Here is a 25,076-nt window from a genome sequence, read left to right as displayed (position 1 = left end):
TTTACCTCAATTATACCATTTTTTCTTATAAAGATATTCGTTAAAAATAAACGTTTATAAAAATATTTATACCACCTTTATAAACTTGATATTCCAATGTTTAATAGATATAGACCTACCGTTTAAAAAGGTATACCTTTTTAAACGATTAAAGAATTTCAAATTAATAAAGTAATCTTTAAGACCACCTTTATGTTTTCGCATTCACCAATAATAAGTATTATGTAGATTTTATCAATACCTAAATTCCTTTAAAAAATATATATTTTAGTAAATGATGCTTATTGGAAAAGGGGCTATGAATATGAAGATAAAAAAGAGACTATTGGTAACAACTATATATCCAGGTCAGTTATTTAGTACTGCAACTTTACCCGAAGGCACGAGTTTTTTGAAATGGGAATTAGCAGGTAGTGGTGATTTAGATGATATTCTTTTTGACGTAATGGAAGATAAATTCTGGGACATAGATGACCTTATTTTTAGTGATGTTTTACACGAAAATCGAACTGAAGTAGTACAAAAGAAAGAACTGTACATTGATAATGTTCGGAATGCTACATCATTAGTTGGCATAAACATATATGCTTTAATTTATGAATAAAGACGCCGTAACATTTCTCAATACCCATTTTTTTCTACAAGTTGTATATTTTAGTTAGGTTGCTGTAGTAACCTAACTAAAATATACATTTATTATGAAAAGGGGAATGGATATGGAAACCAAAGCGACAGTAGAGATTGCAAGAGTAAGATCAAGTAAAGGACCACAACCAGGACAGAAAAATCGTTCAAGTGGTAACTTTAGTACTGAAAATCTCCCTGCAGGAACAAAATATTTAAAATGGGAGATTGAAGGTGGCGGGAACCCGGATTTTATTAGTTTTAATGTAATGGAAGATAAGTCTGCTGCACCAGACCCTACTCATTTCTCTGGTGTATTAAGTGGCAATCGAACAAGTGTCGTATCTAAAAGATCTCTTTATATTGCCAATCCTAAGAATGCTACCTCTGAATTTACTGTAATCGTATCTGCCATGGTTCAATAAGTAAAATCAAAAAAGAGACTACAAAATATTTTTTTAGTCTCTTTTTTATCTGTTACTTCGTAGTTCTTTCTATTTAACTTGTTTAGACAGAATAAGATTTTTTGATACTTTTGGGGGAATAAAGTTTCTTATGTAGACGGACACGGGAACCTATTACATAAAGAATACTCCTGTGATTTTCTCAATATAGGTGTATCTTATGATTAATTAAGAAAATTAGAATTTATGTTACACCTGTATGAGGAAAGTTTTTTTGATTTAATAGGGAAAAATACTATAGGGAGGAACAAAACATGTCTTGGAAAAAGAAATTAGGCGAGTGGTTTCAGCCGCTCTTGGTTTATCTTTAATCGGTGGGGGGACATATGCTTATTTTAGTGATCAGGTTGTGACAAATAACGGATTAGCCGCGGGGACATTAGATCTTGCTATGCAGCCTACCACTTCTCTTAATTTAGATAATTTAAAACCTGGGGATAAAATTTTAAAGAAATTCAATTAAAAAAATAGTGGTACGTTAGATATTAAAGATGTTCTAATGAAAGTAGATTATACCGTGAACGATTTAAAACGAGATAATCAGGAAGACGATTTCGGTAAACATATTAAAGTACAATTTCTTTTGGATTTGGATCCAGCTAAAAGTCCTGTATATAAAACAACCCTTGCAGAATTAAAATTACAAAATCCGGAAGTCACGTTTCTTAAAATATTCCTTGCAAAATGTGCAGATACGGGTGGATTAAAGGCGGGTAAGATGGATTGGTTCTGGATAAAGTTTATCTTTGAAGATAATAATATGGACCAGGATATGTTCCAGGGAGATAGTATTGCGATGAAAACGGAGTTCCAAGCGAATCAAACAGAAGGACAAGAAAGACAAGAAAGATAATATTGCAAGGCCCCATATGGAAAATCTAAGACTTCTAAGATCTAACATTTTAGAAGTCTTACTTTGAAGTGGTACAGTAAAACTGGAACACAGTATAGATATAAATTATTCTATATGAGAGGTGTTTCAGATGAAAAAACAGTATGATGAAATGTTTAAAAAACAATGTGTAGAATTGGTGGTTAAAGAAGGGCGCACAATTTCCAGTATTCAAAGAGAATTTGATTTAGGTAACGGGACCCTAAATGCATGGATAAAGAAATATTCTTCCCCATTTTTGGATAATGAGAAATCTGATATGGAAGAACTGCGTTCTTTACGAAGAGAAATCCAGGCTTTAAAAAAAAAATAAATTTCTAAAAAAGGCGGCAACCTTCTTTGCCAGCAACCAAAACTAACACGCTTTCAATTTATCAGACAATATCATCAACTATTTGGAGTGCGCTGGCTTTGCCATCGATTACAAGTTTCTGTTAGTGGTTTTTACGACTATTTCCACCGCAAGCCCACTGAAAGTCAGAAAAAACGTAAAAAGACCGCGGCTTATATTGTTATGCAATTTAAACGTTTAAAATGTAGAATGGGCTATCGAAAACTGTTCCGTTACCTTGTAAACAAAGGCGTTATGGTGCTTTTATTTCAAGTAAGACAAGCTTTATGCGAAGCTGGATTAAAGTCAAAAGTTGTTACGTATTATAAGAAAAGAAAGCACGAACATCATACCTTTCCAAATGTACTAGCGCGCTCATTTCAACCAGGAAAGAAAGAAGTTCCAGCTGTTGTATGTGATATCACAGAGTTTCGTTTAGTGAATGGGCTGAAAGTATATTTTTGTGCAGCATTAGATATCGGCACCCGACGGGTGCTGGGTGATTCGTTGGATACTCACCAAGATGCTCAATTGGTAAAAGATACAATTCAGCAAGTTAAACATGCTTATGGAGGTCAAAAGAGGATCTTATTTCATAGTGATCAAGGATCTCAGTTTAGCAGTTATAAGGTTACTGATTTTTGTAATCAACAAAAGATTCAACAAAGTATGTCCCGCAAGGGAAACTGTTGGGATAATGCCGTGATGGAATCGTTTTTTAGCATCTTTAAACGCGAATGCTTACATGGAGAAGAACTGATTTCTCTCGCTCAAGTAAAACAATTAGTGGCTGAATTTATTTATATGTACTATCATTCCATTCGCCCTCACTCATCATTAAATGGCTTGACTCCATATCAATATTCAAAATCAATTGCGTAATCTAATTGATGTTCCAGTTTTTCTTGACCAGGTCAAAAGGTGTTAATCCTAGCATCTCCGATTGCATGTCTTGGTATGAACCTAACATGTATTTGGTCTGATAGTTGCGCTTACCTAAATTCATGTGTACTTCCCATTTAACCGCACTAAATCTATTTTTACTTTGCCTTTGCTTCTCTAATCGAATAACAGCACGTCTACGAACCATTTTCATTACGTTCCCTCATTTCAGTGCAGTTGCGATAGGTAAGACTTTGAAGTTATCTCCATCTTTTCCCCCGCTTAACACTGTACGTACGACTTTCATCGCATACAGCGTCCCATCTTATTCTTCTATACTAAAGCAACTAGATTACAAACAATGTTGTACTCACCAACGTATTCATTCCCCTTTCTTACGAAAGATCACATCATCTTAATCGATCCTGTGAGTTACATCTAATTAATTTAATTTTCAAAGAACAAGACTAGGGACTATCCCTCCACATTCGTTACATGCTTCGTTGGTACTGTTCCCCCACCTTCACAAGAATGAAGCAATTTCGGTTCGTTAGAACCTTATATGCACCTGTCTGCTAGTAGGCTTTGATGACAGTTTCTTGCTTACCACGTTCCAATTGACTTAGCTATACATATATCATTAGGTGCTTGCTTTAAGCCTGTTATCTTTACACCTTCATCGTTAGATGTTCCGAATTTCATATCATTTACTCTTACTTTTCGGTAGATAACGTCGTCATTGACGACATACACATTTCTAATGTATTAAGCGTTTAGACCCGTACATTCGCAAGTTCGCCAGTCCATGTGGACATTCTCACCATAGATATTTTGTAGCATCCCGACCTATCCATCACCATATGATTTTTCACTTAGTTTTTGTTCAGCCGACTTCACCTAGCTACATACAACTTGTGACTACTATCACGCCTTGCATGTAGGAGTATCAGATAAGTAGTTTCAGCTCAACCTGACGGCTTTCATTCCTACTTTCAGTCAATCAGTTGTTGTTATCAAATTGATAACCCTCCTATTTCGTGTTTGTACACTTATGAGGAAACGTGTCGCACAAATAACGCTTTTGTTAAGTTTCTAATCTTTGTATTCCGTTACAATAACCTAAGCAACACCTATATCTTTTTTCACTAAATCTTCTAGGAACTCAAACGCTTCAAATTCTCCTTCATCCGCTCTTATATCTTCAAATTTCTCTTTTTGTTTTTCATTTCGTTCCCCTCATTTCTTATAAAATTGAAATTGTATTAATATCCACTTGCTTGACGTTCAAAGTTTCCCTTATTTTTCTCTTTATAGGGGTCACCATACATGCCCATAAACTTAAGAATTTTATAGCACCCCAAAACAAAAAGTCATGAGCTAATGAATTGACCCCCAATTGTTAGACACAGTTTAACAATTGGAGGTGCATTTTTTATGGATAAATTTTCTTCAACAGAAAAAATCCAAACAGTAAAACGATATTTAGATGGTACAGAAAGCGGAAAAACAATTGCTAAATCTATAGAAGTTACTCCTAGCTTACTTCGTGAGTGGATTAGACGATATGAATCTTCAGGTTAAAATGCTTTTAAAAAACGCTATACATCCTACTCTACCCAGTATAAACTAAACGTACTTAATTATATGAATGAACACGGGACATCTATCAGAGAAACAGCGGTACTTTTCAATATTCCGTCTTATGAAACACTTCAGAAATGGAAAATAGCTTATGAAACAGGAGGATTGGATGCCCTACATTCAAAGAAAAAGGGGCGTCCAACCATGAAAGATAAAAAAACAAAACCAGTAGTAGAGGACTCAATAGAAGCACTACAAGCGGAAAATGAGCGTTTACGTATGGAAAATGCATATTTAAAAAAGTTGAATACCTTAGTTCAAAACAAGAAATAATCACCAAACAAGACAAAGCCCAAGTAATCTACGAGTTAAGGCATGAATTTCCTGTCAAAGAGTTACTTCAACTCGCAAACATTCCACGTAGTACGTACTATTACTGGATCAAACGGTTCAATCGTCCTGATTCAAATGCGGAGGTAAAAGAACTGATTCAAGCTATTTATGATGAACATGGTGGGTGTTATGGGTATCGGCTTATTCGTGATGAACTGATGAATTGTGGACAAAAAATAAATCATAAAAAAGTGTATCGCCTTATGAAAGAAATAGGGTTAAAATACCTTGTTCGTATGAAAAAATATCGCTCTTACAAAGGGACAGTTGGGAAAATTGCGCCGAATATTTTAAATCGTAACTTCCAAGCCGACAAACCAAATGAAAAGTGGGTTACAGATATTACGGAGTTTAAGTTGTTTGGGGAGAAGTTATACCTATCACCAATGTTAGATTTATTTAATGGTGAAATTATCACGTATACAATTGGTTCAAGACCGACCTATTCCCTTGTTTCAACAATGTTAGACCAAGCCATTGAACGTGTAACAGATCAAGACAAACTCCTCATTCATTCTGATCAAGGGTGGCACTATCAAATGAAACAATACCGTCATTCTCTTAAGCAATGTGGCATAACACAAAGTATGTCTCGCAAAGGAAACTGTTATGACAATGCCGTTATTGAAAATTTTTTCGGTATCATGAAATCGGAATTTCTGTATCGAAAAGAATTTGAAAGTATAACACATTTCAAACAAGAATTAGCAAAATATATAGACTACTATAATCATAAAAGAATTAAGGCAAAATTAAAGGGTATGAGCCCGGTACAATTCCGGGCTCATACCCTAGAGACTACCTAATGAAACGACCTGTCTAACTTTCGGGGGTCACTTCAAAACGAGCAAATGACTTTTTATATGCTATATCACAAATAATCTGGGAACACTTTACAGCCCTTTTCTTGCTCCATATCATGGCCAAAGAAAATAATCGGATTTTCTTTCTTAACAACATCTTTTAAACGTTTTATTGAAGATAAAGCTAAATCCGAGTCAAATCCAGCAAACGGTACTTCATCTTCAAAGTTTTCTTTCGTATATGATGCATCAATAGTTAGCAACACTGGACCAGATTTTTCCGTCTCAATTAATAATGACTGATGCCCTGGCGTATGTCCCGGTGTATATATTAATTGCACACCTGGCACTACTTCATAATCCCCTTCAATGATTTTATAGTTTAAATTCGGCAATATACATTCTTTCAAATATTCCTCTCTGTAGAGTGCTACCTCATATTCAGCACGCTGTACAATAATTGGTGTATTTGTAAAAACGCCATTTCCTCCTGCATGATCAAAATGCAAGTGTGAACTAATGATATAAAGAAGATCTTCTGGCTCATATCCGGCACGCTTTAAAATATTTGCGATCCTATCGTTCTCATTCATTTTAGGTAAAACTTGCCCTTCAACAAATGTACCTTTAAAAAAATTCTCATTATTAAGAGCACTTTCTGGCATACCTGTATCTACTAAAATAAGTCCCTCTTCTGTCTCCAAAAGATAACACCAAACAGGTAAGTTTAGTAGTTTACCCGGTGTAAGTGTACTATTAACTGAAGAATGATCTAACATACAACGACCTGCTGGGAGGAAATAAAGCTTCTTTACTGTCATTATGTATCCACCTTTACAAATAATTTAGGATAAAACAATACAATATAATATTTCGCTTATTAGAAATAAACTCCTTCTCACCTTTCATTATTTCAACCATTATTTTTTCAATTGTTCACAACTTTTCATTACAAATTCAGTGATACTGGAAAGCCTATGCAGGAATTCAGTCCGCCTTTAGGCATAGGATAAAAGTGTCAACTTTCCGTAGAAAAGTTAACGTCAAGTAACTCCAAAATATATAATAAAGGTTGATTTTAGAGTTACTTTTCCACATTGGAATATCTTGTCTTATTCCCCTTTTTCGGTGGATGGGCAAAAACACCCTAATTCTAGAAATTCATTAGTTTCCATAAAACCAAACTTCTTATACACTGGTCTACCCATTTTTGAAGCCCCAAGCCATATTTGTGAGATACCTGAAATCTTAACTTCATCAACTAATTTAGTTAACAGCTTTGTTGCGATTCCTTGCCCACGATAATTTTCATTAGTATACATATTTGTGATATAAGCCTTTTTTCCAGTCTTATTGGTGTAACAAGGTGGAAATTCATAAAAAATTACTGCACCACAAGCTATAGTTTCTTCATTATCTTCCACTAGCCATTGAATTAAAGTACCTTCACTTAGTTTATTTTTAAAGAAAGCATATAGTTCTCTACCAATATCTATATTAGGTTCTATCCCCTCATCAACTAATTGCTTTTTTCTTAACTCGACCAATTTATCAATATCATCGATATTTGCTTTGCGATATTTCAACTTTTCACAACTCCTTTATAAAATTACAACTGACCAGCCCCATAGCATAATTAATTCTCATCATTTTACCATTGGTTCTTATTAAACTAAACTGCCATTAAGTTATTTGGGGTATTTGCTCTTCTTTGCTTAATGGGGTCACCATATCATCCAAATGTTTTCCATCACACCAGAAAAACTTAAGGTGTGATTCGCTAGATTTTAAATTATTTTGTAACTCATGACTATTAACCGCAAATACTTGATTTACCTCGCAATGTAATTCTCCATTTTTCTCCCATTTGTGTCCAACTAATCCAAGAAAATTATTTACTGTGCATTTAATGCCTAATTCTTCTTGAATCTCTCTTATCAATGCATCTTTTGCACTCTCTCCAAATTTAATATGACCGCCTGGTAAAAAAGTATTTGTATATCCTCTAGCTTGTCCTTGCGGTTTATCAAAAACCACTTTTAATGCTTGAAATAACATTGATGACATTTGCAGCATCTTGTTTTGTTCGTTTGTTAACGCTACTGGATATAGCACTCCACCCTTGCAATACATTAGAACTACACCTCCTTTCATTTCCACATTCTTCCCTTTACTAGGAAAAATTGATATGATATGATAACAGCTCATAATCTTTCGACTTTTCGAAAAACGCCCCGTCTCCCAACTGGGCGTTTTTCATTTTTAATAACCAAACGGTCTTAGGGATAAGGCTGTTTTTTATTTGGTTTTGATAATTTCTAACTATCCTGTTAAAATGTAATCACCGTTGTTTTACAACCGGCTTGTGCTTCTGTACGGGCTTTTTTTGATGCTAGTTTTAGCTAGCGGATGCATTTTGTATGCACCCTTTGAATATCCAGGAACAGATGCATTAGTGGTGGCACCTGCCACTTTAGTTTTTTATTAACATAACATTCAGATAATTTATAATTTGTCTTATATGTTAATTTTTGGTATTATTAGTTTGTAAGGTCGCCAATTCGACCTTACCCTTAAAAAATGAGTCTTGAGCTTCACACTCAAGGCTCATTTTTATTTAGGTTGAGTGATATACTTTTACCAACGGTGTTTCTATGTCGTTACAACCCTTAGTTAATTCATTGATTCTTTCTAAATAAAGCCTGCGCCAATTCAATTTTGTTTGTCATCTTTGCTCCTCCTTCATAATCCGTTTATCTATCCGCTCCATTAGAGGTAGAACCCCACCTCCATCAACTTAAGGTATATTTTTATACAAAACACAGTCTTTTCACGTAGTATTTTATTATTGTTTATAGATGTTATAAAAGTAGGCATATTAAATAAACCCTGACGGGTTTGAATTTTTTTACCATGCTACCTGATGAGTAGAAGTGATATACTCATAGACAACACCTAAAATATCAAAGACTGTCTTTTTCTCGTATCGATGAGAGATTTTCGTTCGTTGCGCTGTAGGAGGTTAAGCAGACGAAGTAGAAACTTTGATAGCTCTTGGGTGTTTTTGTGTAATGCTTAGTGAAAAATTGAAAAATAATCTTTAATTATGTACATCGTTTTATATTCACTTAGCTCTTTCTGTTTCTTACGTAACAGGAATTCCCTCATCTTAAACATTGTCAAAAAAGGGGTTTTTGCCCATCCCCTCGAAGGGATGAGCAAAGAAATCCAACTTTAAAATATGCATTTTAAATCTTCTACAATCGTATTGACATATGTTAGATGGAGATAAATTGTATTTTTGAAAGGAATTAGTTATAAGGGAAAATTATTGCGCTAAGAACAAATCTTGTTTACAAATTTTTTTAAACTGACCCAACTTTACTAGTTGCCGATTTTCTAGTCCAGAGATCTTATTTGAAGAATCTGAGACATCCACAATAATGGTATTAGTTAATACATTAACTACCGAACCAATTAGTGTTACTGACGAATCATGACGATAACGGAATTGTACAGAATCACCAATTTTTACATTTACAGATTTTTTATTCATCAAATAGTTCCTCCTCAATTATATAGGTTGAAAGATATTAGAATTAAAACCCAAAATATATTCCAGAGATTATATATGTAGCTACAACCATAAAAATAGATATTTCAAATGTACCGAAGAAGCAAATTTTTGAGGTAATACAATTATCTATAAACCATTTACAAGTGACATTATATCGCTTATTTAAATTGGTTTTTTATAATAATTTTCTTTTTTAGTTAAATATGATAAAATATTCTTGCTGTGATGAGTTTTTAGGTAGCTAATTGTAATCTAGAATCAGCCTTTCTTTTATAATGTATCTGGAAAAGCCCTTACTTACTTGGCGGTGGTGGGGGCTTTTTTATGTCTATTTTTAATGGGTATTTCTTGTGGTTTATAGATCCCTAATCCTTTTGAAATCCGTATACTTCAGTCATAACCCCTTTAGTCAGAAGCCATATATTTCCTGACTTCTTGACTAACCCTAATTCTACGTAATTTTTTAATTTACCGCGTACACAAGGCAATCTCACGGTACCTTTTTCCAATCCCCACTTCTGTTCGGCTTCACTTGCTGTAAAAACATTGAAAAGTGGGGAGTTTAAAAAACTTTTTCTACAGAATTCTTCTTATCGGTCATTATATTCCCCCTCTCCAATCACGAAAACGTGATTTTCTGTATTTCTATACTATCAAGTTTTCGTGATTAATCAATAATATTTCTGAAAATTATTTCTGTTAATTTCGACAAAAAAGCACATAACCTAAATAGATTATGTGCGTAATAAAAATTTTCTTTTTAAGAAATGCTTATATACTTGGAATTGGTTAATTAGTGGATTTATATGCTAGGGGTATAGACCATATAGATATATCTATTTGATATATCTATATGGGGTCACCTACCCCGAAAAGAAAATTGTACGTTTAGACATGAAATTGACACATTTCGATTAGTTCTCTGTACGTTAAGGAATTAGTTTGTATATTTGAGGAGATGTACAAGAAGGTGTAAACATAAGGTAATCCAATATATTTCCATTCAGATATGATAGAATGGAAATATATCCGAAACGGAGGAACAAAAAATGAACTCAAACACAAAACAGTTTATTTATGATATCCAGCAAAGAAAGAACAATTATATAGAAAATGTATTAATAGCAATACAACACCCTAAAAAAGAGCAATCTGAACACGTCATTCAAAATATAGTAGAAAAGATGGATATGATGATTAGTCTAGTTACTACGTACATGAGGATTGAAACGGGATCTACTGAAGAATTAAAAGAACTGCAGAAAGAAATTATTCATGCTCAAGCATATATCCAAAAACGAAAATTTGAAGAAACACAGAGATAAAACCCTGTGTTTTTATTTGGTCGTCTATGAAACCAATTTGTTATAAATCAAATTAGATGTAATTTGATCATTGTTTTGGCATAACCCATACAATTTGTTGAATGCGTACAATATATGGTACTGTATCTTCAATAAGCAAATGATCTGGTTTCACATCCTTTAGCTCTCCCCTTACATTGCCTCTTACAGTTTCAATAACCACATGTTTACCAATTATCGATTGTAATGTCTGATATACGTAGGGATTAGGTACACTTACCCTATTTTGTTCACTAAAATCATTTCCCTCTAAATAACTCATTCTATAAGACTCCTTTCTAACTTACATTCTTTCTCTTAATATATGATGTAAATCTTTTAAATATGCTAGAAGGATAATTCATTATAGGAACGAAACTAACATTTTAATAAGGTTCCTTTTGCTAGTTAATAGGTGATGGTATAAGGATATTTTGAATGTACATTCAGCTTGTTCTTTTCAAAATATGTATTATTTTAAATATGCCCTTTATTAGCATACTGCTCATACTTTTTTTGAGATTCTTTCGTAATACGTGCGTTCAGTAAAATCGCTACCAACAAAAACACTCCATATTCCCCCCCTGTAGCTCCTATGATAATTACACTACTACAAACAAGTACAATTAATAGGAGCAACGAAACTAAAGAAATCCGTTCATAGTTCTTTGACATCTTCTCGTATTTTATGCGTTGTTTCCTTGCATACATCTAAATTCCTCCTTAAAATTATCAATTTTCCTATAAAATAAATCTCGCCCTTAAAAAGAAAACAATCTATCGGTTCAAATAATTAGTTTTTTTAAGCAACTAATTTATATAACATAAAAAGAAACCCTACCAATATTAAGCTTACCACTATGATAATCCCGATCCTCTCCTTCCTTTTAACCCCAATACATTAGATGAAAGTTATTTATATCCCATATTAGCTGCAGCAAACAAAAAGGATCATCCCTTTTCGTAAAGGATCATCCTTTTCTTCATTCAACAATTTTTAGATATTCTTGATTAATTAAAATAACAGCCGGTCCATCTACAACAATTCCACCAACTTCAATTTTTTCATAAGGCTCAATCTTAATAGAAGTAATCCCTTTCCGCTTCTTTAACTCGTTACTTAATTCTTGCGTTGGCATGCGTTTCATATCTTCACTCCTTCTGCTTGTTTCATGTAATCTTATTATGTGAAATAAATTGTAAAAATGGGTTCTAGTTCTAGAACTCCCATCAATTTGTATCGTTGACCATATATTTAGATGTTACCAACTCGAGTATCTCTCTTATGAAAAGTAGATAAGCAATTACTATTCACTGTCTCAGTAAATGTAAAAATTCTTACAGATAGAGATGAGATTGATTGTTTTTTCTTCTAGAAATAATGACTTAGATATATATACCTAAAACAATGAAAGCCCTACCTCTCTTTCATCCTTACGGCTCCTTGTCCGTGCCAGTGTGAATCAGGATTGCAAAAATCAAGTGACTATTTGATCGAGTTATTTAATGAAACTTCGAACGTTCGTAAAAGAAATTTAAAAATAAAAATAGATTAGATTGAAGTAATAACAAAAGAGGTTTCTACTCTAAAAGTGAGTTGAAGAAGTTGAATGTCTTTGAAATGATTTACTTTTAATACTCATCATATTCCCGAAAAATTCAGGATATTTCCGGGAGATGTCATACATTATCTATAATGAACCTTAACAAAAACTTTTTATTTGATTTTCAGTGATCCCTTTAATTAATCCTAGTTCACTAATCAAAAATTCATGTGCGTTATCCAACATTTTTTTGTCGCTTGTATTCAGTGCTTTTTCTTTCTTCATACGCATTAAATCACGTACAACTTCAGCACCTTCTTGTATTTCACCCGTTTTTATTTTGTCCGTGTTCACTTTATGCCTTTGTTTCCACGGCAGTAATCTATCTGATTCTCCATGCTGGAAAATGTATATAATGTGTTTTAATGCAAGTATATCAGTAACTGGTCGTATACTCGAACTCAATATTTTTCCCGTAGGAATCATGACTTGCATATTACGGATTGACATTTTTATCACATAATACTGTTGTTTTTTCCCTGAGAATTCTTTTTCTTCTATGGCTTCAATTATACCTGCTCCGTGCATTGGATAAACAATGTTATCGCCAATTTGAAACATATAATCCACCTCCATATATGGTAACCTTCTTAACCTTAACATATATTCTATTTTTTATCAAATATTTTATAATATCATAAAATCATTTTTATCGTCAATTACTTTTCAACAAAAATTAAATAAAATAGAAAACACCCCCAAAAACAATAGGGGGTGTGTCAGATTTCCCATAAAGAGAAGGGGAATTTCCCCGCTTATATTCTGAAATCTCTACTCATTAACGTAGATCAGTTTTCCCTTGAAAACGACCAAATCGATCCCGTATTTTTTTCAATCTTGTGTGGTATTCCAAAATCTCAATTCTTGCTTTTTCAGCTAAAGGTGCAATGGGTCGTAAGTCTTTTAACCCCCAATACTCAACCACTACATCAAGTACTTGATCAAAATATTGTAGTGGTCCATAATTCGCTTCTTTTGCAATCACAGCCATTCTATTTTCAAAATCAGGCATGACAGCACCTGGCATTTTAAAATTCCTAATCACATTGGCAATATGGTAACAATAATTTGGTTCCAATTCTAAATGTATTCGAATAACGTCTCGATAAAACGCATAATGAAGTGTTTCATCTTTTGCAAGACGGCGTAATAATGTAGCAAGATCCGGATCATGCTTATTTGCAACCTTAGCGACATTATTGTAAAACACCATCGTTGCAAGTTCTTGTAGCGTCGTATACGTCATGGCTTCAATTGGTGTATGAAAATCAGGCTCAAATCCACCCTCAACGACTGACTTTCTTAATTCATGTATTCGCTTAGGATTCACACTTCGAGTGAGTAGTAAATATGTCTCCAATAAATTCGAATGTTGATCCTCTTCTGAGGTCCAAGTATGAATGAAGTCTGTAATAACAGAAAGAGATCCTTTAAAAGTCGCAGATAAATACGTTGTAAACCATGGCAAATTCACTTCTGTTAATAAAGCTGTTTCAATAGCCGTAATTACGCCAGAAGGAAGAGTAACTTGACTTTCATCCCAAGGAACTCTTTTAAAGTCCATTCCCTTATCCCATGGTAAAAACTCATGATAACCCCAGTCTATCTTCTGCGCTCTTATTTTATGTTGTTCATACAGTTCTTTTAAACGTGGTTCTAATCGGAAATCCAAATCATTTGTTAGCATATATAAGTGCCCCCTTTTCTTATCATAGATAGTCATCCTATTTTTACATTCATTTTTATCCTTAAAAATTTTCTACAAATAAATATTACTTTCCTTTTTTTAAGTCCAACATAATAAATTTGTAAAAAAACTCCTTAAGAGCGCTATGTTTTTATAGGATTTTTTTATTATAAAGGGGACCGTTACATCTATTTTCTTTTTTTATAAAATAGATACTGAGGCATACAATATGTTAGTTAGCCTAAATAAAGAAACTAACCTCAGTAAATACAGAATAACATTCATGGATGAAGATACTCGTCATGTTATAAATCTTCGTGAGTGTAAAAAGGTGCATGCTTATAAAGAATCGTTTTATAATAAAGATAGATAGTGTTTTATACACACTAACAACTTATTTAGATGTAAATCCAATATATTAGATTAAGCACTTGAAAACCAAATACAGTGGATGAGATAGCCTTACACGACAAATCCCAACTAGAACAATGTACATTGGCTATGTATGGTGGGTTAGACCAAATTTTGTTATACAACAAAAAAGGGAAGAGGCGATAAACATGCAGTCAACGGAAGCGCATATGAAGGAAAAACAACGTAGAGAAAAAATAGAAATTATATTTAGCCACAGGGTAAAAGGAGAAAGTTATTTTCACGGCTCTTCCTATCAATGGAAAAACATTGTATATCAAAATTATAATAGAATACAACAAAAAGAGTTGGAAGTTGAACAACTCATTTCAAAAATGGAAAAAGCAGGGGTTCGCTTTACGCAGCACCGTTCACTCATATACTATCCCGTCATTGATTTTGTAAAATATATAGCCAAGATTTATAAGGAACCCCTCGAAATACAGTAATCATATTTAAAGGAAACCTTTATAAAAGGTTTATTTTCAATACTCTTCGGTTTTGTTATAATATCAACCATAACGTATTATATTCGTTTGTATATTTTCATATTTTGGGGATTTTATTACACAAAAAGACAACTCTTAATTGGTGTTGTCTTTTATTTTTTTCGATATACACAATACTATTCTGATACAAAAACATCAAGGTTCTTACAACCAAAGAAAAAGTAGGATTTCTAATAAGAGAGATCCTACTTTATTTCCTCATATTCCTTCATTATTTTATGAAACGTATTTTCTTTAGCTCTAACATTTGCATAAACATAGTAGCTGTTATTTCGCCACTTTTCCATTTAGAATAAGTTTCTTCTATATATATGCATTTGTTGTTTGCTTAGGGTTGAAAGGTTCACCTGAGGACGTCCTAAATTAGCTACAGCAATCCCCTCTGCTCGTCACTGATTGATTTTTTTACGCTCTTGATCTGCAACATAGGAAAGCAAAGATAAAAATTGATCTTCAATCAACCGACCCATGTCACACATTTCACGAAACTTACGGCTATCGAATAAAGTTTCATTTTCTAACAGGGGTATGTATAGCAATGGAACAGGATAAAACAACAAGCATTAGCGGACATCAAGTCATTCAAAATAGCTATTTTATGTCCACTAATATATGAAATAACCCTTAAAATAAATGTCCGCTAGTGTTTGCTGCGTGATTTTGTTCCATTGCTACACATACCCCATATACGGCAATGATTATCATAAAGAAATAATGACCTTAATATCTTTTCTTTACCTTGACATTTATTACAAAAAATGTTATTATTAAAATTAATTATTTTTGTTCGGTGTAAAGGATTTGTAACTTTTCACCTTTATGATCACTGAGAGCAAGGATAGTATTACATTGTGTGTGTTTACACACTAGGAGGCAATACAAATGGAAAAAGGTAATGTAAAATGGTTTAATGGTGAAAAAGGATTCGGATTCATCGAACGTGAAGGTGGAGACGATGTATTCGTTCATTTCTCAGCGATTCAAGGCGAAGGTTACAAAACTTTAGAAGAAGGTCAAGCAGTGACTTTTGATTTGGAGCAAGGTCAACGTGGACCTCAAGCTTCAAACGTACGTAAAGCTGCTTAATTTTACAAAGCGGGGAAGGCAGGCTCTTTTATGGGAGTCTGCTTTTCTTTTTTCTGTGAAACAAAGCCCCCCCCACTCGTAAAGGACATGAAAACAGTAAATCAAATGGTTAACCAAGTCTAGCATATAATTACGGATTATCCTAATTTAATTTTTGAGTTACTCAACTTCTAAGCCTTTTTTCTAGCATAAAAGTACCCCCTAAATGAAAATTCTCTTTCTCTACAGTTAGTTATTTTGAGAAGTCAGCTCATTTTTTGTTTTTGGGGTGTTTACATTCCTTAAGTTGATGGGCATGGGTTCACTCATACACTATCCCGTCATTAATTTGTTAAATATATAGCTAAGGTTTATAAGGAAACCATTGAAATACAATAACCATGATTATATTTTAAAAATAAATAATTATATTCAAAGAAAACCTTTACAAAAAGTTTATTTTTGAACATTGTTAACAAAATCCCAAAAGCTCATTCAAATATTTTTTTATTCAAAATACTATTCGTTTTTGTTATAATAATAACCATAACGTATTATATTCGTTTTTATATCTTCAGATTTTTTAAAATTTATTACACAAAAAGACAGCTCTTAATTAGAGTTGTCTTTTATTTTTCTTGATATATAATACTGTTCTGGTGCAAAAACCCCAGGATTCTTACAGCCAGGGAAAAGTTGGATTTTTCATAGGAAAGATGCTACTTTTCCCTCTCATATTCCTTCATTATTTTATAAAACGTATTTTTCTTTAGCTCTAACATTTCCATAAATATAATAGCTGTTATTCCCCATTTTTCCATTTAGAATAAGTTTCTTCTATATTAATTATGATAATAGATGGTTTTAATGCTACTGTTAGTTCAACCTTACTTATTTTGCGGTCTATGACAACTACCCTGTCACTACCCCATTTAGTAAGATAGAAGATTTAGAGAAAGCTAAGAAGTACTATGATGAGCCAGGGAACTCAGCTCCAATACTATTCTTTCCTATATACGCTAAAGGCGATTTCCTTTCACAGATAAATAGTGATATAAAAAATAAAGAGTTTAATACATATAAAGAAGTTATGGATAAAACCATTAAGCAGGCTATTGAATGCACTTTCATTTTGTGGAAAATATGATAAAATTGTATTTGGATAGAAGTCCAATACATATTATTAAAAGTAAAGTGGTTTAAGCCGGAGGAAGACACCTTAAGGTGTCTTTTCTTTATGAAAAAATCCCCACACAAGGTGCAGGGATTTTTATGCTACGAATATATAAAACTGACTATTTAATATATAGTGAAGTACGCCACGTATCTCTTGGATAGTTTATTGATGTCTTTTGATATTCAAAAGTCCCTTCTTGATGATTTGATGCATCCCATTTATATTCCCAACCTATAATAGGATTACCACCAATTATTTGTGAACCAATACTTTTCACATCAAATCCATTCATTTTCGCAAAAGGAAACTGGCCATACCCTATTTCTTTTGTGTAAACATATAAGTAACTTCCCCCATGATCTTTAGTTGTACTAAAACTATTAGGATTAATGTATTCAACCCCACCCAATTGTGACTCTACTTTCACTACACTTAAAGAAGTTAGAGGTGCCGCTGGTCCTGCAGATGTCTCCGATGCCATTCCTAAACCAACTACCGATGCCATTGCTAATGATGATATCCCTAATATAACTTTTTTAAACATATAAACATCCCCTTCTTTTATATAGGTACAAGTTTGATATTAACAGAATTTTATAAGAATAATCGTTTTTTTGAAAATGTTAACCAATTATACTTTTTTAGATATGTAATTTAGCATATTGATTGACATGTATGATAATATATCCGTTGCTTTCAATATAAAAAACTCCTTAATGGGATAAAGTCCCATCTCCATCAAGCTAAGGTTTTGAAGTACCCCCTAAATGAAAATTCTCTTTCTCTACAGTTAGTTATCTTGAGAAATCAGCTCATTTTTTTGTTTTTTGGGTGTATACATTTCTTAAATTGAAGGACATGTATGGTGAGGCCTTATATAGGATTTTTAATCAAACTTTTTACAAACGGTACAACTTACCTTTAAAATCACACTAATATAAATTAAAAGTAAACTGTCTAAAAAAGGGGAAATATTTTAAGGAGTTGATATTTAAAGGACTAAATAAAAAACTTTGCGATATTTTTCGCAAAGTTTTTGTAATAATACGTATTACAATAGGTACATCTAAAGATTCTTCTAGGATAGCGTTTAGAAATCCAGTTAAAATCTCTTCGTTTCCCTTCGTCCCGAATAACTGTTTAAAAGCGAAATCAATACGTAAATTTACTAATTTTGTGGACATGGGTTTCCTCTCCCTGTCTTTCTATTCTTCTTACTATTTTATAATGTAATTCTTTATATAAGCAAATTCATCTTTTTCAGTTTATTTACTTTTTCGTATGTATCGGTAAAGCGTAGCCTGACTAATACCTGTCATGTTTACAATTTCTTGTATGCTATATTCTTTAGAATCATATAACTTTAATGCCCGTTGAATGAAGCTATCCTTAACACGAGGACGTCCACCGACTCTTCCCCTCGCTCTTGCACTTTCAAGTCCCTCTTGAGTACGTTGAGAAATTAAGTCTCTTTCAAACTGGCTGAATGCTTGAAATACTGTTAACATCAATTTTCCTTGAGGTGTATTAGTATCAAATTGCTCTTTGATACTAATTAGCTTAACTCCCTTATTCTCAAAAAAATCAACAAGTTCAATTAAATCTTTGGTACTTCTTCCTAATCTAGAAAAGCTTTCAACAACTAATGTATCACCTGGTCTAATTTTATCTTTTAATCGAGTAAGCTCTGGACGATCACTTTTCGTACCTGTTACTTTTTCAGTTAAAATTTCAGTACAGTTATAATTTTGAAGCATGTCTAGTTGACGAATCAAATCTTGTTGTTGAGTACTTACCCTTGCGTAGCCATAAATGTATGAATTCATGAAATCACCTAACCTTTACAAGATAATTTTATCATAAAGGGGGGGTAAAGTTAATATGATTTTGATAATAGTTTTGATAACGTAGTTAAGCGATTTGTAAAGATTAAATTTTGTTCGTTTTATAATTATCAAAAACCGTCGTTTTTGAAACACCAATAAATAATAAATCTAATAATTATGTACTTTGTAATAGGTAAGAGTTTATGATAAAAATAGGGAATATCCCCAAAAAACAAACGAGGGGCGTTGATTAAGATTTTTTTTAAAGACTTTAACTACAAAAATGAAGGTGATTATTTATATCCAGTTGAATATTATCAATTTCGCCAAGCAAGCACACATAATACATTCAAAGTTGAACTATTATGTTTTGATGATCGTTATGATTTCCATTTAACAATTGATAATGAAGCTATCCCTTCAAATTATAGACTTGTAACAAGCATCTCCTTTGAAATTTATGAAGAATTTGGATTTGATCCTTATGATTTTAGTTCTAAACACGCTACTCTACAAAGGGCAATTGATATGGCAAGTGCAATTGCAAAGAAATATTGTGAAAATCCAATTAATCAATAATAAGTAAAGACCGGATATTATATCCGGTCTTTTTTGTATTTGCTGTATGTTAAGATGATTTTTCTGTTAAATTATCACAATTATTACTGCGTATTTTAAATTTGAGGTTAAGGACTCAAATATGGAGAATACTGAGACAACTCTTTCAAAACTTTATTAGGGGAAAGTTTTAAAAAACGTCCTTATAACAACACTTACATAAATGTAATATATAGTAAATTGATAAAATTAAGATTTACTATTCTTAATTTCAAATAAATTTAATCCTCGCCATACTAATTTGGTTAGATATCCAGTACTTCATGAAACATTAATAGAAATTGAAATTACTCTTCGTCTATCTCGTATTCATTAATATATTAACAATTGGATGTATCTGTTCATGACATACCTGATATGTTTTCACTGTTCCTTTATTAATACTTCTCACAATACGAGCTCTTTTCAATTTTGCAAGGTGTTGAGAAGTGGTAGCTTGGGGAATTTTCAACATATGATATAGTTCGGTCACAGTACAACCACCTCTTCGTATCAGTTCCTGAAGTAATTGAAGTCGGACAGGGTGTGCAATATTTCTAAGTACATCCGCTTGTTCTTCATATATATGAAAATCATTCATTTTGGTTTATCCTCCATATTTTTTCTCTTTCCTTTTAAATGTCTCTGCATATTTTTGAAATGTTGTTCTTTTTTTGCCATTAAAATATCCCTTCAAGTATAGTGTAACATTCCACATTAAGAATGTAGTCTTTTTACACTGTCTACTTAAAAGGGATAATACCAACTAATATTACCTTACTTGCACCAGCTTTAAGCAATAAATTTCTCACGGTTTCAAATAATAACTTTTAGTATGTATTATAATTATTTTTTATGAAAACCTTGTGTAATTCGATCTAATATAATTGCAATTACTACAATAGCAAGGCCTGCTTCAAAGCCCATACCTATATTAACTTGTGTAACCGACCGATAGACGTCTACGCCAAGACCTGGTGCACCGACAAGAGATGCAGTGACAACCATTGATAGAGAAAGCATAATACTCTGATTTACACCAGCCATGATTGTTCCAGTTGCAAGTGGAAGCTGTACTTTGAATAGTTTCTGTGACGATGTTGAACCAAAGGCATTAGCTGCTTCAATTAAATCTTCTGGTACTTGCCTAATACCTAACTCAGTAAAGCGAATAGTAGGTGGCATTGCAAAAATAACAGATGCAATAATACCTGGTACTACTCCAACACCAAAGAATGTAATTGCCGGAATAAGATAAACAAATGCAGGCATTGTTTGCATAAAATCAAGAGTTGGTTTTAAAAATTTGGAAAACCTTTCGTTCTGAGATGCCAAAATCCCAATTGGTATACCTATAATGATAGAGATAATAACAGACGTCAAGACAAGAGCTAGTGTTTGCATGGTCTGTTCCCAATAGTTAACGTTAAGGATAAACAGAAATCCAATTAAAGAAAATACTATAAGTGAAATTTTACGGGAGGTATACCAAACTAATAGGCATGTGATTGCAATAAAAATAATGGCTGGGATAAATATTAATAGATTTGTTAATAAATCAACAAATCCTCCGATAATAAAAGAAAATCCTTTGAAAAACCCTTCGAAATGCTGATACAAACTTGTAACAAGTGTATCAACCCATTCTCCTAAAGGAATACGCGGAATACTATTCATTATCATTCACCTCTTCCTCTACATTTCCTGCTAAAGCTTGAATAATACTTTCACGCTTTATTATCCCTCGTAATCTATGTTTATCATCTAGAACAGGAAGAGGTAACTTTGCCTTAACCATTTTTATATACATTTCTTCTAATAGAGTATCTAAATAAACAGGAGGAATGTCTGTTACTAATAAATCCGCTATTGGAACCTGTCTTTTAACAGCTTTACTAGCATTATCAGCAGTTAAGACACCTAAAAACTCATGTTTCTTATTCACTACATATACGCTAGAAACACTAGCATTTTTCATAATTTGGAGTGCAACACGTGGACCGCGATCAATTAATAAGGTTTCCGGTCTTTTCATAATGGATTCAGAGGTTAAAACTTTTCCTAAATTTACATCAGCAACAAATTGCTCTACAAATTCATTTGCAGGACTCACCATAATTTCTTCTGGTGTTCCAATTTGAACAATTTCTCCGTCTTTCATTAAAGCAATACGATCACCAATTCGGAGTGCTTCATCTAGATCGTGTGTAATAAAAATAATCGTTTTTTTCATTTTATCCTGCAGTTCTAATAATTCATTTTGCATTTCTTTTCGAATAATCGGATCTAAAGCACTAAATGATTCATCCATCAGTAGGACATCAGGATTATTTGTTAGTGCTCTTGCGATACCAACACGCTGCTGCATACCACCGCTAAGTTGTTCCGGATAACTATCTTTATTGTTTTCTAGACCTACTAATTTTAGAGATTCTAACGCTTTTGTTTCTCGTTCTTCTTTTGATACTTTTTGTATTTCTAAACCATATGCAACATTTTGTAAAACCGTTCGATGAGGGAATAAGGCGAATTTTTGAAATACCATACTCATTTTGTTTCTTCTTACTTTTCGAAGAGATTCTTTTCCCATTGTTGCGATATCTTCACCATCAATATATATATGGCCAGAAGTCGGTTTGATTAACTGATTTAACATACGAACAAGTGTAGATTTCCCACTACCGGATAATCCCATAATGACAAATATTTCACCAGCATAAACATCGAATTTTGCCTGGTTCACGCCAATATTCATACCAGTTTCTTTTAATATATCAGCTTTGCTTTTTCCCTCTTCTAGTAAAGCGATTCCTTTAGAAGGATTCTTTCCAAATACTTTTGTAACGTTTTCAACACGTAATTTCGTTTCTTTCATTCTTTCACTCCTTTTCTTTGACTCTATACAAATACTGTAACTATTTTTAAACCAAATAGTACATTACAATAGTTCATCAAAGACTTTTTTTTATTTTTTTGTTAAGCTATTAATAGTTAGTTTATATTATTGATAGTTATAATTATAAAATATTTATTTATAATTATAAAGTATTTAGCTTTACTGAAATAATTTTCTGCGTTAATTAAAGAAGAAATATCTAATCATAGAGACTAGGAGGAGCTTGATGAAGAAAAAAATATGGCTTCTGTGCATACTATTATTAATTAGTATAATTACTACTTCTTGTAGTGGCGCGAACAGTAATGCAAAGGGAAAAATTAAAATTGGTGTAACGAGTTGGAAAGAAAACATAGCTACCGCAAATATGTGGAAAGTATTACTTGAGCAAAAAGGTTATAAAGTTGAATTGTTATATTTAGAAAAGGCAGCCATTTGGACCGGGGTAGCACGAGGAGATGTGGACGCCAACTTAGAGGTCTGGCTACCAATTACTGATAAGCCATTATATGAAAAATATAAGGATGATGTTGTAATAAAGTCAGCGTGGTATAAAGGTACTGGTCTTGGTTTAGTTGTTCCTTCATACATGACAGATATCAATAGTATTGAGGATTTGAATGCAAATAAAGATAAATTTAACAACAAAATCATTGGTATTGAACCTGGTAGCAGTTTAATGGGCTTAACAGATAAAGCGATACACAAATATGGGATAGAGCTAAATCTTGTTCAATCTTCAGAAGCCGCTATGATGAGTGAATTAAAAAAAGCATATAGTCAAAAGAAACCCATTGCAGTAACATTATGGAATCCACATTGGGCTTTTTCAGAGTTTGATCTTAAATATTTAAAAGATCCTAAAAAGGTGTATGGAGAAAAAGATGATATTTATTACTCTGTTCGTAAAGGATTTGAAAAAGATTATCCAGAGCTTATAAAGTATTTTGATAACTGGAACATGACCGATGAGCAACTCGGAACGTTGATGACCATGATTAATGAATCGAATGACCCTGAACAGGCCGCTGAAAAATGGATAAAAAAGAATAAAAAATTAGTAGATGCATGGATGAAAAAGTAATCATTTATGTGGTACGGCAACCATTCCTTCTTTTTGGAACCACTCGTAAATACAAAGAAAGAGAAGTGATGTTTTCATATAATCATTTCTCTTTCTTTTGATTAGCCTGCCTTTTCAGTTGGAGGAAGCGATATTCCCGAATGTATCTATGCCATTTATTTCCTGCGTAGTTCAGATAATACAATAAATATCCCCATGCAATTGTTGCAGTTCAAACTTTTGTATCCCACTACGTCTAGATAAAGATGCAATGACTCACGTTGATTTCCAAAGTGAGAAACCTTTATATCATTTGAACTTGTTTTATCTAAACTATATGGGGTATTACCACACAGCCATCAACTTAAGGATTTAGACTATTCTTAAACTTAAAAGCACGTTACTATTCTCTTATGTTAATGAGAAAGGGTGACGTGCTTTTTATGAATATGCATCAAAAACAAGAGTTGTCTTTATTTGCTGAAGAGTTATATCGCTATATGTCTCCTGCTACACTTAATTGATTAGCAATAGAAGCAGGCGGAATGAAACGAAAACGTAAGTGCCATGGGCACCATTTTTTATCTTTGTGTGTATGGTTAAATAAACAAATCGCTACTACCTCTCTTACTCAACTTTGTAGTCAATTAGAAACTTCAACAGGAATTTTATTAAGTCCTGAGGGACTTAATGGGCGATTTAACTCGGCTTCTGTAGCCTTCTTCTTTCGAACTGTATTTACTACACTGCTACAAGCTAAAATTGGGATTATCTACAATTTCTCATTCTCTTTCTGCTTACTTTGAGCGGATTCGCATCCTTGATTCTACAACCTTTCAAGTTCCAGATCGATTCGCAGCTACTTATCCTGGTGCCGGAGGCTGTAGTCATACAGCTGGTGTGAAAATTCAATTAGAGTATGACTTGTTGAGTGGAGAGTTTTCTGATGTGAAAATTGAACCAGGAAAACGCAGTGATCAGGCGTATGGTGCGACTCGAATGGGTATGGCACAAAAGAATGAACTATATATTCGTGACTTAGGATATTTTCGTTTACAAGACTTTAAATCGATCCAAGATAAGGAAGGGTATTATTTATCGCGTCTTAAATTACCAACTAAAATATATAGAAAAGAATTCGAAACAGTGGTATTTAAAACAAAACCTGCTCAACTGAGGCCAGTATATATACAAATTCATTTGGAAGACATCATGAACCAATTACAACCTGGCCAAGTGTATGAATTACATGATGTATATGTAGGGAGCAAAGACAAACTACCCACTCGCATTGTGGTTTATAAATGTACGGAGGAGCAAAAACAGAAACGCTTACGTGATCGAGCTATTC

23 protein-coding genes and 10 pseudogenes are annotated in these 25,076 nt (G+C 33.0%); 13 read left to right on the top strand and 20 right to left on the bottom strand.

Going from position 1 to position 25,076, the window contains the following annotated elements:
• The first annotated feature begins 304 nt into the window (after window positions 1-304).
• From C4S65_RS27820 to C4S65_RS27800, 5 genes and pseudogenes are all read left to right on the top strand, one after another.
• Window positions 305-604 carry a hypothetical protein gene (locus tag C4S65_RS27820; RefSeq protein ID WP_103945668.1) on the top strand — a complete coding sequence of 100 codons (300 nt, stop codon included), beginning with the start codon at window positions 305-307 and terminating at the stop codon, window positions 602-604.
• A gap of 112 nt (window positions 605-716) precedes the next feature.
• Window positions 717-1,049, top strand: a complete 333-nt coding sequence (locus tag C4S65_RS27815) for a DeoR family transcriptional regulator (RefSeq protein ID WP_103945667.1) — start codon at window positions 717-719, stop codon at window positions 1,047-1,049.
• Window positions 1,050-1,342: 293 nt separating this feature from the next.
• Window positions 1,343-1,941: pseudogene (locus tag C4S65_RS27810) on the top strand (TasA family protein).
• Between the two features lie 130 nt (window positions 1,942-2,071).
• Window positions 2,072-2,293, top strand: a complete 222-nt coding sequence (locus tag C4S65_RS27805) for a transposase (RefSeq protein ID WP_103945666.1) — start codon at window positions 2,072-2,074, stop codon at window positions 2,291-2,293.
• The gene (locus tag C4S65_RS27800; RefSeq protein ID WP_142391593.1) at window positions 2,294-3,193 is read left to right on the top strand and encodes an IS3 family transposase; all 900 of its coding nucleotides are present in this window, start codon (window positions 2,294-2,296) and stop codon (window positions 3,191-3,193) included.
• A gap of 1 nt (window position 3,194) precedes the next feature.
• Here the strand turns inward: C4S65_RS27800 and C4S65_RS27795 are convergent, their stop codons facing one another.
• Window positions 3,195-3,407, bottom strand: coding sequence for a hypothetical protein (locus tag C4S65_RS27795; RefSeq protein ID WP_103945664.1), 213 nt, complete (start codon window positions 3,405-3,407; stop codon window positions 3,195-3,197).
• Between the two features lie 1,220 nt (window positions 3,408-4,627).
• Between C4S65_RS27795 and C4S65_RS27780 the strand changes: the two are divergent.
• Window positions 4,628-5,973: pseudogene (locus tag C4S65_RS27780) on the top strand (IS3 family transposase).
• Window positions 5,974-6,038: 65 nt separating this feature from the next.
• Here C4S65_RS27780 and aiiA read toward each other — a convergent pair.
• From aiiA to C4S65_RS34930, 6 genes and pseudogenes are all read right to left on the bottom strand, one after another.
• Window positions 6,039-6,791 (bottom strand): N-acyl homoserine lactonase AiiA, encoded by a 753-nt coding sequence (aiiA, locus tag C4S65_RS27775; RefSeq protein ID WP_103945660.1) that lies wholly within the window; start codon window positions 6,789-6,791, stop codon window positions 6,039-6,041.
• Between the two features lie 291 nt (window positions 6,792-7,082).
• Window positions 7,083-7,556, bottom strand: a complete 474-nt coding sequence (locus tag C4S65_RS27770) for a GNAT family N-acetyltransferase (RefSeq protein WP_103945659.1) — start codon at window positions 7,554-7,556, stop codon at window positions 7,083-7,085.
• 97 nt (window positions 7,557-7,653) lie between these two features.
• On the bottom strand, window positions 7,654-8,124 hold the full coding sequence (locus tag C4S65_RS27765; protein WP_258043890.1) for an NUDIX domain-containing protein: 471 nt from the start codon (window positions 8,122-8,124) through the stop codon (window positions 7,654-7,656).
• Window positions 8,125-8,878: 754 nt separating this feature from the next.
• Window positions 8,879-9,228, bottom strand: a pseudogene (locus C4S65_RS27760) (IS4 family transposase); the annotation flags it as partial.
• A 70-nt stretch (window positions 9,229-9,298) separates the two neighbouring features.
• A complete protein-coding gene (locus tag C4S65_RS27755; protein WP_103945658.1) occupies window positions 9,299-9,526 on the bottom strand; it encodes a methyltransferase in 228 nt (75 codons plus the stop codon).
• Between the two features lie 386 nt (window positions 9,527-9,912).
• Window positions 9,913-10,089, bottom strand: a pseudogene (locus C4S65_RS34930) (helix-turn-helix domain-containing protein); the annotation flags it as partial.
• A gap of 507 nt (window positions 10,090-10,596) precedes the next feature.
• Between C4S65_RS34930 and C4S65_RS27740 the strand changes: the two are divergent.
• Window positions 10,597-10,872, top strand: coding sequence for a hypothetical protein (locus tag C4S65_RS27740; RefSeq protein ID WP_103945657.1), 276 nt, complete (start codon window positions 10,597-10,599; stop codon window positions 10,870-10,872).
• Window positions 10,873-10,939: 67 nt separating this feature from the next.
• Here the strand turns inward: C4S65_RS27740 and C4S65_RS27735 are convergent, their stop codons facing one another.
• The 5 genes from C4S65_RS27735 to C4S65_RS27715 form a co-directional block, all read right to left on the bottom strand.
• A complete protein-coding gene (locus tag C4S65_RS27735; protein WP_103945656.1) occupies window positions 10,940-11,173 on the bottom strand; it encodes a YuzF family protein in 234 nt (77 codons plus the stop codon).
• Between the two features lie 194 nt (window positions 11,174-11,367).
• A complete protein-coding gene (locus tag C4S65_RS27730; protein WP_103945655.1) occupies window positions 11,368-11,601 on the bottom strand; it encodes a hypothetical protein in 234 nt (77 codons plus the stop codon).
• A 272-nt stretch (window positions 11,602-11,873) separates the two neighbouring features.
• A complete protein-coding gene (locus C4S65_RS27725; RefSeq protein ID WP_000827566.1) occupies window positions 11,874-12,038 on the bottom strand; it encodes a BC1881 family protein in 165 nt (54 codons plus the stop codon).
• Between the two features lie 555 nt (window positions 12,039-12,593).
• Window positions 12,594-13,055 (bottom strand): CarD family transcriptional regulator, encoded by a 462-nt coding sequence (locus C4S65_RS27720; protein ID WP_181032151.1) that lies wholly within the window; start codon window positions 13,053-13,055, stop codon window positions 12,594-12,596.
• Between the two features lie 217 nt (window positions 13,056-13,272).
• Window positions 13,273-14,181, bottom strand: coding sequence for an acyl-ACP desaturase (locus C4S65_RS27715; protein ID WP_103945653.1), 909 nt, complete (start codon window positions 14,179-14,181; stop codon window positions 13,273-13,275).
• 560 nt (window positions 14,182-14,741) lie between these two features.
• Here C4S65_RS27715 and C4S65_RS27710 point away from each other — a divergent pair.
• Entirely contained in the window at window positions 14,742-15,041 is a 300-nt protein-coding gene (locus tag C4S65_RS27710) for a hypothetical protein (protein ID WP_103945652.1), read from the top strand.
• A 245-nt stretch (window positions 15,042-15,286) separates the two neighbouring features.
• Here the strand turns inward: C4S65_RS27710 and C4S65_RS35420 are convergent.
• Window positions 15,287-15,625, bottom strand: a pseudogene (locus tag C4S65_RS35420) (recombinase family protein); the annotation flags it as partial.
• Between the two features lie 358 nt (window positions 15,626-15,983).
• On the opposite strand from C4S65_RS35420, the gene C4S65_RS27700 reads away from it, so the two are divergent.
• On the top strand, window positions 15,984-16,187 hold the full coding sequence (locus tag C4S65_RS27700; protein WP_044784723.1) for a cold-shock protein: 204 nt from the start codon (window positions 15,984-15,986) through the stop codon (window positions 16,185-16,187).
• A 698-nt stretch (window positions 16,188-16,885) separates the two neighbouring features.
• On the opposite strand, the pseudogene C4S65_RS35415 reads toward C4S65_RS27700, so the two are convergent.
• Window positions 16,886-17,007 (bottom strand): annotated as a pseudogene (locus C4S65_RS35415) (recombinase family protein); the annotation flags it as partial.
• 90 nt (window positions 17,008-17,097) lie between these two features.
• Here C4S65_RS35415 and C4S65_RS35410 point away from each other — a divergent pair.
• Window positions 17,098-17,313 (top strand): annotated as a pseudogene (locus C4S65_RS35410) (stress protein); the annotation flags it as partial.
• Between the two features lie 148 nt (window positions 17,314-17,461).
• Here the strand turns inward: C4S65_RS35410 and C4S65_RS27685 are convergent.
• The 3 genes and pseudogenes from C4S65_RS27685 to C4S65_RS27675 all read right to left on the bottom strand — a co-directional run.
• A complete protein-coding gene (locus C4S65_RS27685; protein ID WP_103945651.1) occupies window positions 17,462-17,887 on the bottom strand; it encodes a DUF4879 domain-containing protein in 426 nt (141 codons plus the stop codon).
• 511 nt (window positions 17,888-18,398) lie between these two features.
• A pseudogene (locus tag C4S65_RS27680) lies at window positions 18,399-18,527 on the bottom strand (PD-(D/E)XK nuclease family transposase); the annotation flags it as partial.
• Between the two features lie 84 nt (window positions 18,528-18,611).
• Window positions 18,612-19,169 (bottom strand): annotated as a pseudogene (locus tag C4S65_RS27675) (recombinase family protein); the annotation flags it as partial.
• A gap of 246 nt (window positions 19,170-19,415) precedes the next feature.
• Here C4S65_RS27675 and C4S65_RS27670 point away from each other — a divergent pair.
• On the top strand, window positions 19,416-19,748 hold the full coding sequence (locus C4S65_RS27670; RefSeq protein ID WP_181032150.1) for a hypothetical protein: 333 nt from the start codon (window positions 19,416-19,418) through the stop codon (window positions 19,746-19,748).
• Between the two features lie 337 nt (window positions 19,749-20,085).
• Here the strand turns inward: C4S65_RS27670 and C4S65_RS27665 are convergent, their stop codons facing one another.
• The 3 genes from C4S65_RS27665 to C4S65_RS27650 form a co-directional block, all read right to left on the bottom strand.
• On the bottom strand, window positions 20,086-20,367 hold the full coding sequence (locus tag C4S65_RS27665) for a metalloregulator ArsR/SmtB family transcription factor (protein WP_103945649.1): 282 nt from the start codon (window positions 20,365-20,367) through the stop codon (window positions 20,086-20,088).
• Between the two features lie 245 nt (window positions 20,368-20,612).
• Window positions 20,613-21,443, bottom strand: coding sequence for a proline/glycine betaine ABC transporter permease (locus C4S65_RS27655; protein ID WP_103945648.1), 831 nt, complete (start codon window positions 21,441-21,443; stop codon window positions 20,613-20,615).
• Window positions 21,436-22,641: a glycine betaine/L-proline ABC transporter ATP-binding protein gene (locus C4S65_RS27650; protein ID WP_103945647.1), complete on the bottom strand. Its 1,206-nt coding sequence runs from the start codon at window positions 22,639-22,641 to the stop codon at window positions 21,436-21,438. The genes C4S65_RS27655 and C4S65_RS27650 overlap by 8 nt, the downstream gene beginning before the upstream one ends.
• A gap of 247 nt (window positions 22,642-22,888) precedes the next feature.
• Here C4S65_RS27650 and C4S65_RS27645 point away from each other — a divergent pair, with 247 nt between their 5' ends.
• Both C4S65_RS27645 and C4S65_RS27640 read left to right on the top strand, forming a co-directional pair.
• Complete coding sequence (locus C4S65_RS27645) at window positions 22,889-23,746, top strand: glycine betaine ABC transporter substrate-binding protein (RefSeq protein WP_103945646.1); 858 nt, start codon at window positions 22,889-22,891, stop codon at window positions 23,744-23,746.
• 422 nt (window positions 23,747-24,168) lie between these two features.
• Window positions 24,169-25,076: pseudogene (locus C4S65_RS27640) on the top strand (IS4 family transposase); the annotation flags it as partial.

This window comes from Bacillus sp. ok061 (assembly GCF_900108285.1).
Taxonomy (GTDB): domain Bacteria; phylum Bacillota; class Bacilli; order Bacillales; family Bacillaceae_G; genus Bacillus_A; species Bacillus_A thuringiensis_S.
The sequence above is the reverse complement of the archived record's forward strand: the minus strand, read 5'-3'. Positions and strand labels throughout refer to the sequence as shown.

What these genes read in the sequence shown, in the direction of transcription:
- C4S65_RS27700 (WP_044784723.1), top strand. Translation starts at nt 15,984, where the DNA reads ATGGAAAAAGGTAATGTAAAATGGTTTAATGGTGAAAAAGGATTCGGA.
- C4S65_RS27725 (WP_000827566.1), bottom strand. Translation starts at nt 12,038, where the DNA reads ATGAAACGCATGCCAACGCAAGAATTAAGTAACGAGTTAAAGAAGCGG.
- C4S65_RS27715 (WP_103945653.1), bottom strand. Translation starts at nt 14,181, where the DNA reads ATGCTAACAAATGATTTGGATTTCCGATTAGAACCACGTTTAAAAGAA.
- C4S65_RS27735 (WP_103945656.1), bottom strand. Translation starts at nt 11,173, where the DNA reads ATGAGTTATTTAGAGGGAAATGATTTTAGTGAACAAAATAGGGTAAGT.
- C4S65_RS27645 (WP_103945646.1), top strand. Translation starts at nt 22,889, where the DNA reads ATGAAGAAAAAAATATGGCTTCTGTGCATACTATTATTAATTAGTATA.
- C4S65_RS27815 (WP_103945667.1), top strand. Translation starts at nt 717, where the DNA reads ATGGAAACCAAAGCGACAGTAGAGATTGCAAGAGTAAGATCAAGTAAA.
- C4S65_RS27765 (WP_258043890.1), bottom strand. Translation starts at nt 8,124, where the DNA reads ATGAAAGGAGGTGTAGTTCTAATGTATTGCAAGGGTGGAGTGCTATAT.
- C4S65_RS27720 (WP_181032151.1), bottom strand. Translation starts at nt 13,055, where the DNA reads ATGTTTCAAATTGGCGATAACATTGTTTATCCAATGCACGGAGCAGGT.
- C4S65_RS27710 (WP_103945652.1), top strand. Translation starts at nt 14,742, where the DNA reads ATGCAGTCAACGGAAGCGCATATGAAGGAAAAACAACGTAGAGAAAAA.
- C4S65_RS27740 (WP_103945657.1), top strand. Translation starts at nt 10,597, where the DNA reads ATGAACTCAAACACAAAACAGTTTATTTATGATATCCAGCAAAGAAAG.
- C4S65_RS27685 (WP_103945651.1), bottom strand. Translation starts at nt 17,887, where the DNA reads ATGTTTAAAAAAGTTATATTAGGGATATCATCATTAGCAATGGCATCG.
- C4S65_RS27820 (WP_103945668.1), top strand. Translation starts at nt 305, where the DNA reads ATGAAGATAAAAAAGAGACTATTGGTAACAACTATATATCCAGGTCAG.
- aiiA (WP_103945660.1), bottom strand. Translation starts at nt 6,791, where the DNA reads ATGACAGTAAAGAAGCTTTATTTCCTCCCAGCAGGTCGTTGTATGTTA.
- C4S65_RS27665 (WP_103945649.1), bottom strand. Translation starts at nt 20,367, where the DNA reads ATGAATGATTTTCATATATATGAAGAACAAGCGGATGTACTTAGAAAT.
- C4S65_RS27805 (WP_103945666.1), top strand. Translation starts at nt 2,072, where the DNA reads ATGAAAAAACAGTATGATGAAATGTTTAAAAAACAATGTGTAGAATTG.
- C4S65_RS27730 (WP_103945655.1), bottom strand. Translation starts at nt 11,601, where the DNA reads ATGTATGCAAGGAAACAACGCATAAAATACGAGAAGATGTCAAAGAAC.
- C4S65_RS27755 (WP_103945658.1), bottom strand. Translation starts at nt 9,526, where the DNA reads ATGAATAAAAAATCTGTAAATGTAAAAATTGGTGATTCTGTACAATTC.
- C4S65_RS27650 (WP_103945647.1), bottom strand. Translation starts at nt 22,641, where the DNA reads ATGAAAGAAACGAAATTACGTGTTGAAAACGTTACAAAAGTATTTGGA.
- C4S65_RS27795 (WP_103945664.1), bottom strand. Translation starts at nt 3,407, where the DNA reads ATGAAAATGGTTCGTAGACGTGCTGTTATTCGATTAGAGAAGCAAAGG.
- C4S65_RS27655 (WP_103945648.1), bottom strand. Translation starts at nt 21,443, where the DNA reads ATGAATAGTATTCCGCGTATTCCTTTAGGAGAATGGGTTGATACACTT.